The 15,794-nt window shown below is 71.1% G+C and carries 15 protein-coding genes; 4 read left to right on the top strand and 11 right to left on the bottom strand.

Going from position 1 to position 15,794, the window contains the following annotated elements:
• Positions 1-4 precede the first annotated feature (4 nt).
• Positions 5-1,003 (top strand): inorganic phosphate transporter, encoded by a 999-nt coding sequence (locus DNK56_RS19370; protein ID WP_111336501.1) that lies wholly within the window; start codon positions 5-7, stop codon positions 1,001-1,003.
• Between the two features lie 110 nt (positions 1,004-1,113).
• On the opposite strand, the gene pstB is transcribed toward DNK56_RS19370, so the two are convergent.
• The 11 genes from pstB to mshD all read right to left on the bottom strand — a co-directional run bounded on the left by pstB (position 1,114) and on the right by mshD (position 12,510).
• A complete protein-coding gene (gene pstB, locus DNK56_RS19375) occupies positions 1,114-1,890 on the bottom strand; it encodes a phosphate ABC transporter ATP-binding protein PstB (RefSeq protein ID WP_111336503.1) in 777 nt (258 codons plus the stop codon).
• Between the two features lie 27 nt (positions 1,891-1,917).
• Positions 1,918-3,003: a phosphate ABC transporter permease PstA gene (gene pstA / locus DNK56_RS19380; protein ID WP_111336505.1), complete on the bottom strand. Its 1,086-nt coding sequence runs from the start codon at positions 3,001-3,003 to the stop codon at positions 1,918-1,920.
• A complete protein-coding gene (gene pstC / locus DNK56_RS19385; protein WP_111336507.1) occupies positions 3,000-3,986 on the bottom strand; it encodes a phosphate ABC transporter permease subunit PstC in 987 nt (328 codons plus the stop codon). The genes pstA and pstC overlap by 4 nt, the downstream gene beginning before the upstream one ends.
• 137 nt (positions 3,987-4,123) lie before the next feature.
• Complete coding sequence (gene pstS / locus DNK56_RS19390) at positions 4,124-5,257, bottom strand: phosphate ABC transporter substrate-binding protein PstS (protein WP_111336509.1); 1,134 nt, start codon at positions 5,255-5,257, stop codon at positions 4,124-4,126.
• A gap of 230 nt (positions 5,258-5,487) precedes the next feature.
• Positions 5,488-5,901 carry an NUDIX hydrolase gene (locus DNK56_RS19395; protein ID WP_111336511.1) on the bottom strand — a complete coding sequence of 138 codons (414 nt, stop codon included), beginning with the start codon at positions 5,899-5,901 and terminating at the stop codon, positions 5,488-5,490.
• A complete protein-coding gene (locus DNK56_RS19400; RefSeq protein ID WP_241990001.1) occupies positions 5,898-6,923 on the bottom strand; it encodes a CHAD domain-containing protein in 1,026 nt (341 codons plus the stop codon). Before DNK56_RS19400 ends, DNK56_RS19395 begins: the two co-directional genes overlap by 4 nt.
• Positions 6,910-9,162: an RNA degradosome polyphosphate kinase gene (locus DNK56_RS19405; RefSeq protein ID WP_111339401.1), complete on the bottom strand. Its 2,253-nt coding sequence runs from the start codon at positions 9,160-9,162 to the stop codon at positions 6,910-6,912. Before DNK56_RS19405 ends, DNK56_RS19400 begins: the two co-directional genes overlap by 14 nt.
• Before the next feature lie 253 nt (positions 9,163-9,415).
• A complete protein-coding gene (locus DNK56_RS19410) occupies positions 9,416-10,189 on the bottom strand; it encodes a hypothetical protein (RefSeq protein WP_111336515.1) in 774 nt (257 codons plus the stop codon).
• Positions 10,186-11,076, bottom strand: coding sequence for an ABC transporter ATP-binding protein (locus DNK56_RS19415; RefSeq protein WP_111336517.1), 891 nt, complete (start codon positions 11,074-11,076; stop codon positions 10,186-10,188). Before DNK56_RS19415 ends, DNK56_RS19410 begins: the two co-directional genes overlap by 4 nt.
• Positions 11,073-11,483 carry a GntR family transcriptional regulator gene (locus DNK56_RS19420; protein WP_111336519.1) on the bottom strand — a complete coding sequence of 137 codons (411 nt, stop codon included), beginning with the start codon at positions 11,481-11,483 and terminating at the stop codon, positions 11,073-11,075. Before DNK56_RS19420 ends, DNK56_RS19415 begins: the two co-directional genes overlap by 4 nt.
• 88 nt (positions 11,484-11,571) lie before the next feature.
• Positions 11,572-12,510, bottom strand: coding sequence for a mycothiol synthase (gene mshD, locus DNK56_RS19425; protein WP_111336521.1), 939 nt, complete (start codon positions 12,508-12,510; stop codon positions 11,572-11,574).
• A gap of 214 nt (positions 12,511-12,724) precedes the next feature.
• Between mshD and DNK56_RS19430 the strand changes: the two genes are divergently transcribed.
• From DNK56_RS19430 to DNK56_RS19440, 3 genes are all read left to right on the top strand, one after another.
• Positions 12,725-14,602, top strand: coding sequence for a bifunctional metallophosphatase/5'-nucleotidase (locus tag DNK56_RS19430; protein WP_111336523.1), 1,878 nt, complete (start codon positions 12,725-12,727; stop codon positions 14,600-14,602).
• Between the two features lie 163 nt (positions 14,603-14,765).
• Positions 14,766-15,212 (top strand): helix-turn-helix domain-containing protein, encoded by a 447-nt coding sequence (locus DNK56_RS19435; protein WP_111336525.1) that lies wholly within the window; start codon positions 14,766-14,768, stop codon positions 15,210-15,212.
• Positions 15,213-15,250: 38 nt separating this feature from the next.
• Entirely contained in the window at positions 15,251-15,793 is a 543-nt protein-coding gene (locus DNK56_RS19440; protein WP_111336527.1) for a PIN domain-containing protein, read from the top strand.
• Position 15,794 lies beyond the last annotated feature (1 nt).

The following is a 15,794-nucleotide window of genomic DNA, read 5'->3' on the forward strand; positions in this document are numbered from 1 at the left end:
CCACGTGGACACCTTCGTACTGATCGTGACCATCGGCGTCGCGCTCGGCTTCACGTACACCAACGGCTTCCACGACTCGGCGAACGCCATCGCCACGTCGGTCTCCACGCGGGCGCTGACCCCGCGGGCGGCGCTGGCGATGGCGGCGGTGATGAACCTCGCGGGCGCGTTCCTGGGCAGCGGGGTCGCCAAGACCGTCAGCGAGGGCCTGATCGCGACGCCCGAGGGCAACAAGGGGATGGGCATCCTCTTCGCGGCGCTCGTCGGGGCCGTCATCTGGAACCTGATCACCTGGTACTTCGGGCTGCCCTCGTCGTCCTCGCACGCGCTGTTCGGCGGCATGGTCGGCGCGGCGCTGGCCGGCGGGACGCTGGTGCACTGGGACGGGGTGCTCGACAAGATCGTCATCCCGATGTTCCTGTCCCCGGTGATCGGCCTGGTGGTCGGCTATCTGGTGATGGTCGCCATCATGTGGATGTTCCGGAAGGTCAACCCGCACAAGGCCAAGCGCGGTTTCCGCATCGCGCAGACGGTGTCGGCCGCGGGCATGGCGCTCGGGCACGGTCTGCAGGACGCGCAGAAGACGATGGGCATCGTTGTGATGGCCCTGGTCATCGCCGACGTCGAGTCCCCGAGCGACCCGATCCCGGTCTGGGTGAAGCTCGTCTGCGCGCTGATGCTGTCGCTGGGCACGTACGCGGGCGGCTGGCGCATCATGCGTACGCTCGGCCGGAAGATCATCGAGCTGGACCCGCCGCAGGGCTTCGCCGCCGAGACCACGGGCGCGTCGATCATGTTCGGTTCGGCGTTCCTGTTCCACGCGCCGATCTCCACGACCCATGTGATCACCTCGGCGATCATGGGTGTGGGGGCCACGAAGCGGGTGAACGCGGTGCGGTGGGGCGTCGCGAAGAACATCATCCTCGGCTGGTTCATCACGATGCCGGCCGCGGCCCTGGTCGCCGCCGCGAGCTATGGGGTCGTGTTCCTGCTGTTCGGCTGAGGCCGCTGCCGCACGTGGGTCCGCCCCGCACTCCCGAGGGAGTGCGGGGCGGACCCTTTTCGCCTTGTGGTGGCACCGCCATGCAGCACCCCAAGGCCGTACGGGGCGGCTCAGCCGAAGCGGCCGGAGATGTAGTCCTCGGTGGCCTGGACCGACGGGTTGGAGAAGATGCGCTCCGTCTCGTCGATCTCGATGAGCTTGCCGGGCTTGCCGACCGAGGCCAGGTTGAAGAACGCGGTCCGGTCCGAGACGCGGGCCGCCTGCTGCATGTTGTGCGTGACGATGACGATGGTGAACCGCTCCTTCAGCTCGCCGACCAGGTCCTCGATGGCGAGGGTGGAGATCGGGTCCAGGGCGGAGCAGGGCTCGTCCATCAGCAGCACGTCCGGCTCGACCGCGATGGCGCGGGCGATGCACAGGCGCTGCTGCTGGCCGCCGGAGAGGCCGGAGCCGGGCTTGTTCAGCCGGTCCTTGACCTCGTTCCACAGGTTCGCGCCGCGCAGCGACTTCTCGACGATGTCGGCGAGGGCGCTCTTGCGGTACGAGCCGTTGAGGCGCAGGCCGGCCGCCACGTTGTCGAAGATCGACATGGTGGGGAACGGGTTCGGGCGCTGGAAGACCATGCCGACGGTGCGGCGCACGGTGACCGGGTCGACGCCGGGCCCGTACAGGTTCTCGTCGTCCAGGAGCACCTTGCCCTCGACGCGGCCGCCGGGGGTGACCTCGTGCATCCGGTTCAGGGTGCGCAGGAAGGTGGACTTGCCGCAGCCGGAGGGGCCGATGAAGGCGGTCACCGAGCCGGGTTCCACGGTCATGGAGATGTCGTCGATCGCCTTGTGGCTGCCGTAGTAGGCCGACAGTCCGCTGACGTCTATGCGCTTGGCCATCTGAATCACTGCTGCTTTCCGGCGGGCCTAGCGGCCGGCCTTGGGGGCCTTCCAGCGGGCGATGCCGCGGGCCACCAGATTGAGGATCATGACGAAGGCGATCAGGACCAGGGCGGCGGCCCAGGCGCGGTCGTAGGACGCGGCTTCCCCGACCCGGTACTGCTCGTAGATGTAGAACGAGAGCGAGGACTGGGCGCCTTCGAAGGGGTTGGTGTTGATCAGCTGGCTGCCGAAGACCAGCAGCATGATCGGCGCGGTCTCGCCGGCGATGCGGGCCACGGCGAGCATGACGCCGGTGACGATGCCGCCGATCGCGGTCGGCAGGACCACCTTGAGGATCGTGCGCCACTTCGGCACGCCGAGGGCGAGGGATGCCTCGCGCAGCTCGTTCGGGACGAGCTTGAGCATCTCCTCGGTGGAGCGGACCACGACCGGCATCATCAGGATGGTCAGGGCGAGCGCGCCCATCAGGCCGGACGGCTCCAGGCCGGCGATCAGCATGATCGAGAGGATGAACAGACCGGCCACGATCGACGGGATGCCGGTCATGACGTCCACGAAGAAGGTGACGGCCTTGGCCAGCGTGCCCTTGCCGTACTCCACCAGGTAGACGGCGGTGAGCAGGCCGAGCGGGGCGGAGATCAGGGTGGCGATGCCGATCTGTTCCAGGGTGCCGATCAGCGCGTGGTAGACGCCGCCGCTGGCCTCGGGTCCGAGGACTCCGGCCATGGAGTGCGTCAGGAAGTAGCCGTCCAGGCGTTCGGAGCCGCGGCTGATCGTCGTCCAGAGCAGGGAGGCGAGCGGGACGACGGCGAGCAGGAAGCAGACCCACACCAGGCTGGTGGCGAGGCGGTCCCTGGCCTGGCGCTGGTTATCGACGACGCTGGTGGTGATGTACGAGATCACCAGGAAGAACAGCGCGGAGAGCAGGCCCCACTGCACGCGGCTGTGCCAGCCGGCGGCGAGGGCGAGGCCGACGCCGAGGACGATGCCGGCGGCGGCGAAGCCGAGCGGGGCGAGCCGGGGCAGCGCCCGGCTGCTGAGTCCGGGCTTCGGGGCGGCGGGTGCGGGCACCGGGATCTCCTGGACTCCGGTGGTGGTGGCTTGGCTCATGCGTTGGCCCCCGAGTACTCCTTGCGGCGGGCGATGATGAGCCGCGCGGCGCCGTTGACCAGCAGGGTGAGGACGAAGAGGACCAGGCCGGAGGCGATCAGGGCGTCCCGCCCGAACGCGTCGGCCTCGCCGAACTTCGCCGCGATGTTCTGGGCGAACGTGCCGCCGCCCGGGTTGAGCACGTGCAGGGAGATCAGGAAGCTCGGCGACAGGACCGTGGCGACGGCCATCGTCTCGCCGAGCGCGCGGCCCAGGCCCAGCATCGACGCGGAGATGATGCCGGAGCGGCCGAACGGCAGCACGGAGAGGCGGATGACCTCCCAGCGGGTGGCGCCGAGGGCGAGCGCGGCCTCCTCGTTCATGCGCGGGACCTGGAGGAAGACCTCGCGGCTGACGCTGGTCACGATCGGCAGGATCATGACCGCGAGCAGGATGCCCACGGTGAACAGCGAGCGGGCGACGCCGATCTCGGTCTTCTCGAAGACGTACGTCCAGCCGAAGAACTGGTCGAGCCAGAGGTTCAGCCCCTCCAGGTACGGCACCAGAACGAGGGCGCCCCAGATGCCGTAGACGATGCTGGGGACCGCGGCGAGCAGGTCGATGACGTACGCGATCGGGCCGGCCAGCTTGCGCGGGGCGTAGTGCGAGATGAACAGGGCGATGCCGACCGAGACCGGGACCGCGATGGCCATCGCGATGACGGAGCTGACGACGGTGCCGAAGAGGAGGACGGCGATGCCGAAGACGGGCGGGTCACCGGCCGGGTTCCAGTCGAAGGTGGTGAGGAAGTTGCCCTCGTTCTTCGAGATGGCGATCGCGGCGCGGTAGCTGAGGAACACGGCGATGGACGCCATGATCACCAGAAGCAGGATGCCGGAACCGCGCGACAGTCCGATGAAGATCCGGTCGCCTGCGCGGCCCGTGGACCGGGGGCGGGAGCGCCCGGCCGATGGGGTTTGTATCTGTGGTGTGGTGGAAGCCATGGTCTTTCCGGTCTGTGTGGGGGAGCGGCACGCTCCCCTGGCGGCGGTGCACCGGAGGGGCTGGGGCGCGGCCGGTCCGGAGGGGTGTTCCGGACCGGCCGCCGGGCGCGTCGTGCGCGTCGTTCGGCGTGTTCTCGTTACGAGAGGCCGGCGACGGTCTCGCGGACCTTGGCGTTGATCTCCTCGGGGATCGGCGCGTAGCCGGCCTCGCTGAGGAGCTTCTGGCCGTCCGCCGAAGCGGCGTAGCCCAGGAAGGACTTCACGGTGCCGAGGGTGTCGGCCTTGTTGCCGGTGTCGCAGACGACCTCGTAGGTGACCAGGACCATCGGGTAGGCGCCCTCGGCCTTGGTGGTGTAGTCGAGTTCGAGCGCCAGGTCCTTGCCGGTGCCCTTGACCTTGGCGGCGGCGATGGCCTTGGAGGCGTTCTCGGAGGTGGCCTTGACCGGGGCGGAGCCGCCGGTGTCGATGTCGACGGTGCTGATCTGCTGCGAGGTGGCGTAGGAGAGCTCGAAGTAGCCGATCGAGCCGTCCACCTGCTTGACCTGGCTGGCGACGCCGGAGGAGCCGGACGCGGCCTGGCCGCCGGGGGCGGGCCACTTCTTCTCGGCCTCGTACTTCCAGTCCTGCGGGGCGGCCGCGCCCAGGTACTTGCCCAGGTTCTGCGTGGTGCCGGAGTCCTCGGAGCGGTGGAAGGGCTGGATCGGCTTGTCCGGCAGCTTGGCGCCCGGGTTGAGCTTGGCGATCGCCTCGTCGTTCCACTTCTTGATCTTCGTGTCGAAGATCTTGGCGAGGGTGGGGGCGTCCAGGGTCAGGCTGTCGACGCCTTCGAGGTGGTAGCCGACGGCGATCGGGCCGCCGACCATCGGCAGGTTGATGCCCTGGCCGGTCTTGCAGATCTTCTTGGAGTCGGCGACCTCTTCGGGCTTCAGCGCCGAGTCGGAGCCGGCGAAGCCGACGGTGCCCTGGTTGAAGGCGACGATGCCCTCGCCGGACGAGGAGGAGTTGTAGTTGATCTCCACGCCGGAGCAGGCGGCCATGTACTCCTTGACCCAGAGGTCCATGGCGTTCTTCTGGGCGCTGGAGCCGGAGGCGCGCAGCTGGCCCTTGGCGCCGTCGCACTTGACGTTGGACGCGGCCTTCGTCTTGCCGCCCGTGGCGGAGGTGTCGCCGCTGTTGTCGTCGGAACCGCACGCCGTGAGGACCAGGGCGCCGGAGACGGCGAGGGCACCGAGCGCGGTGGCACGAAGCCGGTTCTTGCGCTGAAGCTTCACTTTCGGGTGTTCCTTCCAGGAGCCGCCGCGGCTTTTGTTGCGGGCGGCGTGCGACGCGGGTGGTGCAGTGGCTGGTGCCTGCACCCGGTAGGTCTGAAATTAGGCAGACCAGGTGACGTGGTTGACGGGGGTGAGTGAACGGCGGGTGAACCGTGGCGGGCGGCCCGGTTCCGCCGGCTGCGGGCCGGGTGCGGGGCCCGGAAACGCGCGGCGATCGCGGCGCGGCGGGGTTACGCGCGGGGCAGGGCGCCCAGGGCCGCGTCGAGCAGTTCGCGGTCGCGCGGCCGGCTGAGCCGGGTGCGGGCGGCGGCGGGCGGGAGCCACAGCACGGCGTCCACCTCGCGGTTCGGGACGAAGGAGCCCGCCGTGGCCTCGGCGGACCAGTACGTGACCTCCTTCGGGCGGCCGTTGACGGCGTACCGGACGACGGGCAGCACGTCACCCGGCACGCAGTGGTGGCCCGTCTCCTCCAGGACCTCGCGGACGGCCGCCTCGCGCGGGGACTCGCCGCGCTTCAGCTTGCCCTTGGGGAACGACCAGTCGTCGTAACGCGGCCGGTGTACGAGGCACAGCTCCACACCCGCGGCGGATGCGGGCGGGCGGCGCCACAGCACGCAGCCCGCCGCCCGCACCGGCCCGCTCACGACCGCACCGCGCCCGTCGTCGCGCCGGTCACCGTGTCCGCGGCCGCCCGGGGCCAGCTCTCCCGGAACACCGCGCGTGCCGCCTCCACCTCGTGGCGCTGGTCGGCGTGCAGCACCCCGAGGGCGTACGCGGTCGCCGGCGCGATCCGCGGCGTGCGGGCGGCGGCGGCCGCCGCGCCGGCCGCCTCCACCGCGTCCCGGTGCAGATCGAGGGCGTGGACCGGGGCGGCCAGCCGGGGATCGGGGGCGCCGTGCACCACTTCGTGGGCGTAGCGGTGGAGGCGCAGCAGCAGGCGGGTGTGGTGCCAGGGCGCGTCGTGCGCCTCGTTGTACGGCTCCGCCGACTCGTCCGGGGGCAGTGCGGCGACGGCCCCGCGCAGCCGCTGCTCCGCCCGGTGGGCCGGATCGCCGAGCACGTCGGCGGCGGGGCCGGTCGCGGTGGGCGCGAGGGGGACCTCGGAGGCCAGCAGCGCGACCGTGTCGGCCACGGCGTGGAAGCGGGCGGAGCCGAGGGCCTGGAGGGCGGCGGAGTGGGCGCGGGTCCGGGCGAGGGTGAGTTGGCGCTCCAGCAGCGCGCCGGCGCGGGCGGCGCCGAGGACGGGCCGGCCCTTGTCGCCGGGGGTGCGGGCGGCCGGGAGAGCGGTGCCGCCGGACAGGCCGTGCAGCGCGTCGAGGAGCCGGACCAGCCGGTCCGCGTAGGCGTGCTCGCGGGCCAGGGTGGTGGAGAGCCAGGTCAGCTCGGTGTGCAGCTGTTCGGCCCAGAGGGGGTCGAGTGCGGTGCGGAAGGTGCGCAGGGTGGCGCTGATCCGGCGGGACGAGCGGCGCAGGGCGGTGGCGGCCTGTTCGGCGGTGCGCGATCCGGCGTCCGTGGGGGCGGTGTTCTCGCGGTGCAGGCGCAGGCTGCGCAGGAAGTCCGCGGCCTGGGTGCGCAGATAAGGGCCGAGGACCGCCCCCGCGGTCACGCCGGTGATGCCGGGGGCGTGGGTGGGGGCGGTCTGGGGCTGGTGGTCAGGGCGTCGCACGCCGGCGCCTCCGGGCGTCAATGAGCATTTCCTGTACGTGCCGCAGGGGCTTGCCGTCCGGGTCCACGGAGTGCCGGGTCCAGTTGCCGTCGGGGCCCAGGTGCCAGGAGGCGGTGGTGTCGGCCATGCCGGTCTCCAGGAGGCGGCTGAGGGCGGCGCGGTGGGCGGGGTCGGTGACCCGGACGAGGGCTTCGATGCGGCGGTCGAGGTTGCGGTGCATCATGTCGGCGCTGCCGAACCAGACCTCGGGTTCGCCGCCGTTGCCGAAGGCGAAGACCCGGGAGTGCTCCAGGAAGCGGCCGAGGACCGAGCGGACCCGGATGTTCTCGGAGAGGCCGGTGACGCCGGGGCGGATGGCGCAGATGCCGCGTACCCAGATGTCCACGGGGACGCCGGCCCGGGCGGCGCGGTAGCAGGCGTCGATGATCGCCTCGTCGACCATCGAGTTGACCTTGATCCGGACGTAGGCGGGGCGGCCCGCCCGGTGGTGGGTGATCTCCTTGGTGATCCGGGAGACCAGTCCGTCGCGGAGCGACTTGGGGGCGACGAGCAGCCGGCGGTAGGTCTCGCGGCGGGAGTAGCCGGAGAGCCGGTTGAAGAGGTCGGAGAGGTCCGCGCCGACCTGCGGGTCGGCGGTGAGCAGTCCGAGGTCCTCGTAGAGCCGGGCGGTCTTGGGGTGGTAGTTGCCGGTGCCGACGTGCGAGTAGCGGCGCAGGGTGTCGCCCTCCTGGCGGACGACGAGGGAGAGCTTGCAGTGCGTCTTGAGGCCGACGAGCCCGTAGACGACGTGGCAGCCCGCCTCCTCCAGTTTGCGCGCCCACTTGATGTTGGCCTGCTCGTCGAAGCGGGCCTTGATCTCGACGAGGACGAGGACCTGCTTGCCGGATTCGGCGGCGTCGATGAGGGCGTCCACTATCGGGGAGTCGCCGGAGGTGCGGTACAGCGTCTGCTTGATCGCGAGGACGTCCGGGTCACCCGCGGCCTGTTCCAGGAACGCCTGTACGGAGGTGGAGAAGGAGTCGTAGGGGTGGTGCAGCAGTACGTCCCGCTCGCGGACCGCGGCGAAGATGTCCGGCGCGGACGCGGATTCGACCTCGGCGAGGTCACGGTGGGTGCCGGCGACGAACTTGGGGTACTTCAGCTCGGGCCGGTCCAGCGACGCTATGCCGAACAGCCCGGTGAGGTCGAGCGGGCCGGGCAGCGGGTAGACCTCGGCGTCGGACACCTTGAGCTCGCGGACCAGCAGGTCGAGCACGTACGGGTCGATGGACTCCTCGACCTCCAGGCGCACCGGGGGGCCGAAGCGGCGTCGCATCAGTTCCTTTTCCAGGGCCTGGAGCAGGTTCTCGGCGTCGTCCTCCTCGACCTCCAGGTCCTCGTTCCTGGTGACCCGGAACATGTGGTGCGCCAGCACCTCCATGCCGGGGAACAGCTCCTCCAGGTGGGCCGCGATGACGTCCTCTATGGGGACGTAGCGCTGCGGCGACGCCTCCAGGAAGCGGGTGAGCAGCGGCGGGACCTTGACCCGGGCGAAGTGGCGGTGGCCGCTGACGGGGTTGCGTACGACGACGGCGAGGTTCAGCGAGAGGCCGGAGATGTACGGGAAGGGGTGCGCCGGGTCCACGGCGAGGGGGGTGAGGACGGGGAAGACGCGCTGGCGGAAGAAGGTGAACAGGCGGGCCTGCTCCTTCTCGGTCAGCTCGGGCCAGCGGATGAGCTGGATGCCCTCGTCGGACAGGGCGGGGGCGATGTCCTGCTGGTAGCAGGCGGCGTGCCGGGCCATGAGTTCCCGCGAGCGGGTCCAGATCAGGTCGAGGACCTCGCGGGGCTGGAGGCCGGAGGCGGACCGGTTGGCGACCCCGGTCGCGATGCGGCGCTTGAGCCCGGCGACCCGGACCATGAAGAACTCGTCCAGGTTGGACGCGAAGATCGCCAGGAAGTTGGCCCGCTCCAGCAGGGGTGTGGTCGGGTCCTCGGCCAGCTCCAGGACGCGTTCGTTGAACGCGAGCCAGCTGCGCTCCCGGTCCAGGAACCGGCCCTGCGGCAGCTCGTCGCCGTCCTTGTCGGGCTCGTAGGCGTCGGCGTCCGCGTCGATGTCGGGGTCGAAGTCGGCGGCGGTGGACAGGGCGGCCCCCCGCGAGGAGGGGGCGACTGCGTGCGGCCGGTGTGCGGCGAGGGAGCCGACGGACGGCTGGGCGGCGTGCTGGACCGGGACCTCGGAGCTGGGCTGCTGGCTCATGAGCCCATTGTTCCGCGCGGAGCGCTCCGGGGGCGCGTCGGAGGCGGACGAGATCGCGTGGACGGCGCGGTCGGAGCGCGTTCTGCCGGGATTCCGACCGTTGCGGGGTGTCGGCACAGCTGGCTGCATCCTGCGAGGCTCGCAAGGCCGTCTGAATGCCCGGTAACGACGACATGACGTACGGGCAGCGCTGGGCGGACCGTGTGTGGGACCTCGTCCGGGGCGCCCGCCCCGGACGAGGTGCGCGAAGGCGTCAGGCGTGGTAGCGCCGCAACACCCGGAAGGCGAGCGCGGTGACCCCGGCGGCGAGCAGGAGGACGATGCCGGTCTCGGCGAGCTGGAGGGGCCAGAAGTTCCCGGCGGGCCGTACGGCGCGGGTGGCGAGGGCCACCAGGAGGCAGGCGACCGCCGCGAGCGCCATCGACCGCAGGGCGCGTCCGAGCAGCAGCGCGACGAGCGCGCCCAGGGCGAGGCCCAGCAGGGTGTGGGCGACGGGTACGGGCCCCATCGAGTCGTACACCCACCACTCGGACGAGCCCAGCGGATAGTGGGTGTCGTGTGTCCGGGACACGGTCCACGCGTACACGGCGGACAGCAGGGTGACTCCGGCCACGGCGAACGCGCCGGTCACGGCGAGCTTGGCGGCCAGCCACCGGGCCGGGCTGACGGACTGGCCGCAGGCGAACCGGTAGCTGCCGTCCTCCAGTTCCCGGCCGATCACGGGCCCGGCGACGAAGAGGCCGACGAGGGCGGGCAGGGCGGCGACGGCCAGGGCGGCGTACCGGAAGAGGTGGTTGTACTGCAGCTCGATGCTGAGCAGGTGGCGCACGGGGATGCCGCAGCCGGAGACCGTGTGCCGCACGGAGCATCCGGTGCCGGCGAAGTCGTCGGCCGCGGCGGACGTGAACCACCAGGCGCTCGCCGCCAGAGCGGCCCCGACGAGCGCGACGGCTCCCCAGCCCCACAGGACGAAGCGGTGCTGCCGGACCACGATCCTGGCCGGACCTCGCAGGTTCAGGGTGCTCATGCCGTCACCGCCTCTCGGGTCGTCGCGCTCGGGGTCAGGAGTGCTGGGGCGTCCGGGGAGCGGAGGTGGGCGAGGAGGAGTTCTTCCAGGGTGGGTTCGGAGCGGGTCCAGGACGGGTCCACGGTGCCCTCCGGGCGGACCAGGGCGGTCAGGGCGCGGCCCGTGGTGCGGGATTCGACCACCGTGTGCGGGGCGAGGTCGCGTACGGGGCCGGTGAGCAGCGCGTGGGCGGCGATCAGGTCGTCCGTCTCGCCGCCGAGGCGGATGTGGCCGCCGTCCACCAGGAGCAGGTAGTCGCAGGCGCCCTCCAGCTCGCTGAGGATGTGCGAGGACATGACGATGGTGGTCCGGTGCTCGGCGGCCTCGGCCATCAGGGCGCCCATCAACTGGTGACGGGCGAGGGGATCGAGGTCGGCCATCGGCTCGTCCAGGAGCAGCAGTTCGGCCCGTTTGCCGAGCGCCAGGGCGAGGGCGAGCCGGGTGCGCTGCCCGCCGGAGAGCGTGCGGACCCTGGCGTCGGCGGGGAGCGGCGCGGCGATGCGGGCGGCGGTCTCCCGGTCCCAGCGGGACGGGTTCAGCTCGGCGCCCGCCCACAGCGTTTCGGAGACCGTCAACTGCGGGTAGAGCGGCTTGTCCTGTGCCACGTAGGCGATGCGGGCGCGCACGTCGCCGGGTGCCTCGCCCAGGACCCGGAGCGTGCCGGCGGCCGGTCGCAGGAAGCCGGCGGCGAGGGCGAGCAGGGTGGACTTGCCGGCGCCGTTGGGGCCGACGAGCGCGCATACGGCGCCCGCGGGCAGCCGGAACGCGCAGTCGCGGAGCGCCCAGCCGCCTCCCCGGCCCCGGTATCTCATGCCGAGGCCCCCGGCCTCCAGCGCGGTACCCGTCATCGGTCCTCGTCCCCCTCGAATGTGCTGTTCAGTACGGCGGTGAAGAGCGCGCCCACGTCGTCCCGGTCGAGCCCCGCGGCCCGTGCCCGGCCCGCCCAGTCGGCGAGTTCGGCGCGCAGCGGCGCGTCGTCGGCGGCCGCCGCGCCGCCCAGGGACCGGGTGACGAAGGTGCCGAGCCCGCGCCGGGCCTCGACGAGCCCTTCGCGTTCCAGCTCGCGGTACGCCTTGAGCACGGTGTTCGGGTTGATCGCGGTGGCCTCGACCACTTCGCGGGCGGTGGGCAGCCGGTCGCCCGGCTCCAGCAGGCCCAGGCGCAGGGCCTGTTTCGTCTGCTGGACGATCTGGAGGTAGGTGGCGACGCCGCTGCGCCGGTCGATGCGGAACTCGACTGCCGCGGTCCGAGCCATCTGCACCCTTTCACTAATTGAGTAGTGAAAGGGTGGCGTAAGAAGGGGGCGGCGTCAAGCGGCGCCGCCCCCGGGCGAGTTGAGGGTCTCAGGACTCCGTGCGGTACATCAGGTCCACCTCGTGGGTGGTGAAGCCCATGCGCTCGTAGACCGCGAGGGCGGCCGGGTTGTCCGCGTCGACGTAGAGCATCGCGGTCGGCAGGCCCTCGGCGGCCAGATGGCGCAGGCCGATCGCGGTGAGGGCCTTGCCGAGGCCGCCGCCCTGGGCGTCGGGCCGGATGCCGACCACGTACACCTCGCCGAGCCGTTCCCCGGCGTGCACCTTCGTCCAGTGGAAGCCGATCAGTTCGGTGCCGCCCGAGCCGTCCTCGCGTTCGGCCAGGAAGAAGCCCTTCGGGTCGAACCAGGGCTCGGCCTTGCGGTCGTCCAGGTCGCGCTGGGTCAGGGAGCCCTGCTCGGGGTGGTGGGCGAAGGCGGCGCGGTTCACGGCGAGCCAGGCGGCGTCGTCCTCGCCCGGCACGAAGGTGCGTACGGTGACGCCCGGCGGCAGGGCCGGCTCGGCGAGGTTCAGCGGGCTCAGCGGACGGCGCAGCTGGCGCAGTTCCCGGAACAGGGAGAGGCCGAGGACCTGGGCCAGGTGGCGCGCCGAGGCCTTCCCGCCGTGCGCCCACACCCGCAGCCGCTTCCCGGTCGCGGCGAGCAGGGCGGCCCCCAGGGCGCGCCCGTGGCCGTGGCCCCGGTGCGCGGGGTGCACGACCAGTTCGGCGGCGGGGGCCTCCACGGGGTCGGTGTCCTCCAGTTGCGCGTACCCGGCGAGCACGCCCCCGGCGGACAGCAGGAAGTGCCGTACGCCCTCCCGCCGCCCGCCCCGCAGTTGCAGCCGGCCCTGCTCCGACACGGCCTGCCGGCCGTCGGACCGCGCGGCCTCGGCGAGCAGGTCGAGCACGGCCGCTGCCTGGTCGGGGGAGAGGGTGTCGAGCGTCTGGATCTCGCGTCCGGGGGCGGGGAGGGGAACGTCAGTCGTCATGGGTACGAGCGTAAGCGTCCGCCGGGCGGCGCCCCGGGTGCTCGCCCCGGTCCGGCCGGATGAGGTCACCGGCCCACTGGGCTCACCCATTTGGGCCATTGGTCCCGTTCCGACTGGGCGGCTACCAGTTCGTAACCCCGCACACCTGTCGCGCTACGCGCGTTGACTCTAGGCTTCGGCTCGAATTCCACCCGCTGAACTCACAAGGGGATCGATGTCAGCGACACCGCAGAAGAACCGCGCGTCCCGGCGGGTGCTCGCCGCCGCGGCCGGTCTCGTCACCGTGGGCGCGCTGGTCGCCGCCATGCCGGCCGGCGCCCAGGAGCGCGGTCACGGCAAGGGCCACGGCCACGGGCACCACACGCCGGCCCGGACCGTCGACGTACAGCTGCTGTCCTTCAACGACCTGCACGGCAACCTGGAGCCGCCGGCCGGCTCGGCCGGAACGGTCAACCGGACGCAGCCCGACGGCACCGTGAAGCAGGTCCCGGCGGGTGGCGTGGAGTACCTCGCCACCTCGCTGCGCAACGCCCGCAAGGGCCACCCGTACTCGATCACCGCCGCCGGCGGCGACATGGTCGGGGCGAGCCCGCTGCTGTCGGGCCTCTTCCACGACGAGCCGACCATCGAGGCGCTGAACAAGCTCGACCTCGATGTGACGAGCGTCGGCAACCACGAGTTCGACGAGGGCGCCGGCGAGCTGGCCCGCCTCCAGAACGGCGGCTGCCACCCGGTCGAGGGGTGCTACGAGGAGGGCAAGACCTTCCGGGGCGCCGACTTCCCGTACCTCGCCGCGAATGTGACGGACGAGAAGTCCGGCAAGCCGATCCTCAAGCCGTACACGGTGTGGAAGAAGAACGGCGTCCGGATCGGCTTCATCGGGGTGACCCTGGAGGGCACGCCGAACATCGTCACGGCCAACGGCGTCAAGGGGCTGAAGTTCCACGACGAGGTCGAGACGATCAACAAGTACGCCAAGGAGCTGGACCGCCAGGGCGTGAAGTCGATCGTCGCCCTGATCCACGAGGGCGGCGCGCCCGCCTCCTCCGCGTACGACTACGACTGCGACAGCCCGGGCGCCGGTGACGGCATCTCCGGGCCGATCACGGACATCGCCAAGGGCATCACGCCCAAGGTGGACGCCCTGGTCACGGGCCACACCCACCAGGCGTACGTCTGCACGATCCCGGACCCGGCCGGCAACCCGCGCCTGGTCACCTCGGCCGCCTCGTTCGGCAAGCTGTACACGGACACCACGCTCACGTACGACCGGCGCACCAAGGACATCGTGCGCACGGCCGTGAAGGGCAGCGGCAAGCACGGCTCCAAGCACCACGGCCCGCAGCCGTCGAACCCGGTCTCGGCGAACCACCTGGTCGGCCGCGACCAGAAGCCCGCCCGCGACATGTCCGACCTGATCGCCCGCTGGAACGCCCTCGCGGCCCCGATCTCCAACCGTCCGCAGGGCTACATCTCCGCCGACATCAACGGCCGCGGTTCGACCGCCCTGGAGAAGCCGCTCGGCGACCTCATCGCGGACGCCCAGCTCGAAGGACTGGCCCCGGCCGACAAGGGCGGCGCGGTCGTCGCCCTCATGAACCCGGGCGGCATCCGCTCGGACCTGGTGTACAAGGCGTCCGGCGGCGAGGGCGACGGCGTCGTCACCTACGGCGAGGCGTTCACCGTGCAGCCCTTCACCAACATGATGAACGTCGTGGACCTGACCGGCGCCCAGCTGGTGACCGCCCTCCAGCAGCAGGTCAGCGGCTCGAACGAGGCCAGCCCGAAGATCCTCCAGGTCTCGAAGGGCCTCACCTACACGCTGGACATGACGAAGTCCGGCGCGGACCGCGTCGTCACCGAAACGATCCGCCTGAACGGCGAGGCGATCGACCCGGGCAGGACGTACCGCGTCGCGATGAACGAGTTCCTGGCGGGCGGCGGTGACGGCTTCGCGGCGCTCGGACAGGGCACCGACAAGCTCGTCGGCGCCTCCGACCTGGACCTGTTCAACGCCTACCTGGCCGCGCACTCCTCGGCCTCGGCCCCACTGACCCCGCCGGCGGCGGACCGGATCACGGTCGTGAAGTGACCACAGCCGCTGTGCGGTAACAAGAGGGTGCAGTGCATGGAGGATGCGCGGGCCGGGGTGGATCGCCCTGGCCCGCGCATCCTCACGGTCTGCCCCTGGGCGTGCGTTTGCGTTTCTTTCGAATTGTGCGATGCTTGGTCCACTCTCATAAGGAGACCGAGCCATGCACAGTACTGCGGAAGACCGCACACTCCTGCCCGAGCACCGTAAGGAGATCGCCGAGCTCAGGTCCTTTCTCGACCGAACCCCGGCAGCTGTCGAGCCTGCTCTGCTCCGAGGTCCCGACGGGTCCACCCACAGCTTGCCTTCAGAAGTCTACGAGGCGCTCATGGCCGTCGTGCGTGCCCTGTCGGAGGGCAAGGCGGTGACGGTGGCGCCGGTGAACACCACGCTGACCACGCAGGAGGCGGCCGACCTTCTCGGAGTGAGCAGACCGACCTTCGTCAAGATCCTCGACGAGGGGGGCCTGCCGTACAACAGGCCGGGGAGGCACCGCAGGGTTCTCCTCTCGGATGTCCTCGACTACAAGGAGAAGCGGCGAACACAACGCCGTAGGGGACTGGACGACCTCGTCAGACTGACCGAGGAGTCAGGCCTCTATGGTGACTGATCCGCCTGACCTGTTCCCGCCGAGCCGACTGGAGCCATGTGCAGCGCGTCGTCCTGGACACGTGTGTCCTGTACCCGAACTACCTCAGAGACACCCTGCTCCGGTTGGCGGAGGCGGAGCTGTACGAGCCGCTCTGGTCCGCCGGAATTCTTGACGAGCTGACCAGGAACATCGCTGAGCGGATCGGTGACCTCAAGGCCAAGAACCTCGTCGCCGCCATGGCGGGAGCGTTTCCGGAAAGCATGGTGACGGGGTACGAGGCGCTCATATCCGTCATGACGAACGACCACAAGGACCGGCATGTCCTGGCGGCTGCGATCGGCGGTCACGCGCACGCCGTCGTCACGCTGAACCTCAAGGACTTTCCCGCGGCGTCGTCCGATCCGTACGGGATCGAAGTCCTGGACCCCGATGAATTCCTTCTCGACATGCTCGACCTCGCCCCCGCGGAGATGGTCATGGTCCTGCGTAAGCAGGTGGCCGACTATCGGCGCGAACCTCGTGACCTGCACGGGCTGCTCGACCGGATCGGCACCGGCGGGGCATCGCAGTTCGCGGCCGAGTTCCGCCGCCGCCTCTGAG

Origin of the sequence: Streptomyces sp. AC1-42W, from assembly GCF_003248355.1 — a bacterium.
Lineage (GTDB): Bacteria > Actinomycetota > Actinomycetes > Streptomycetales > Streptomycetaceae > Streptomyces.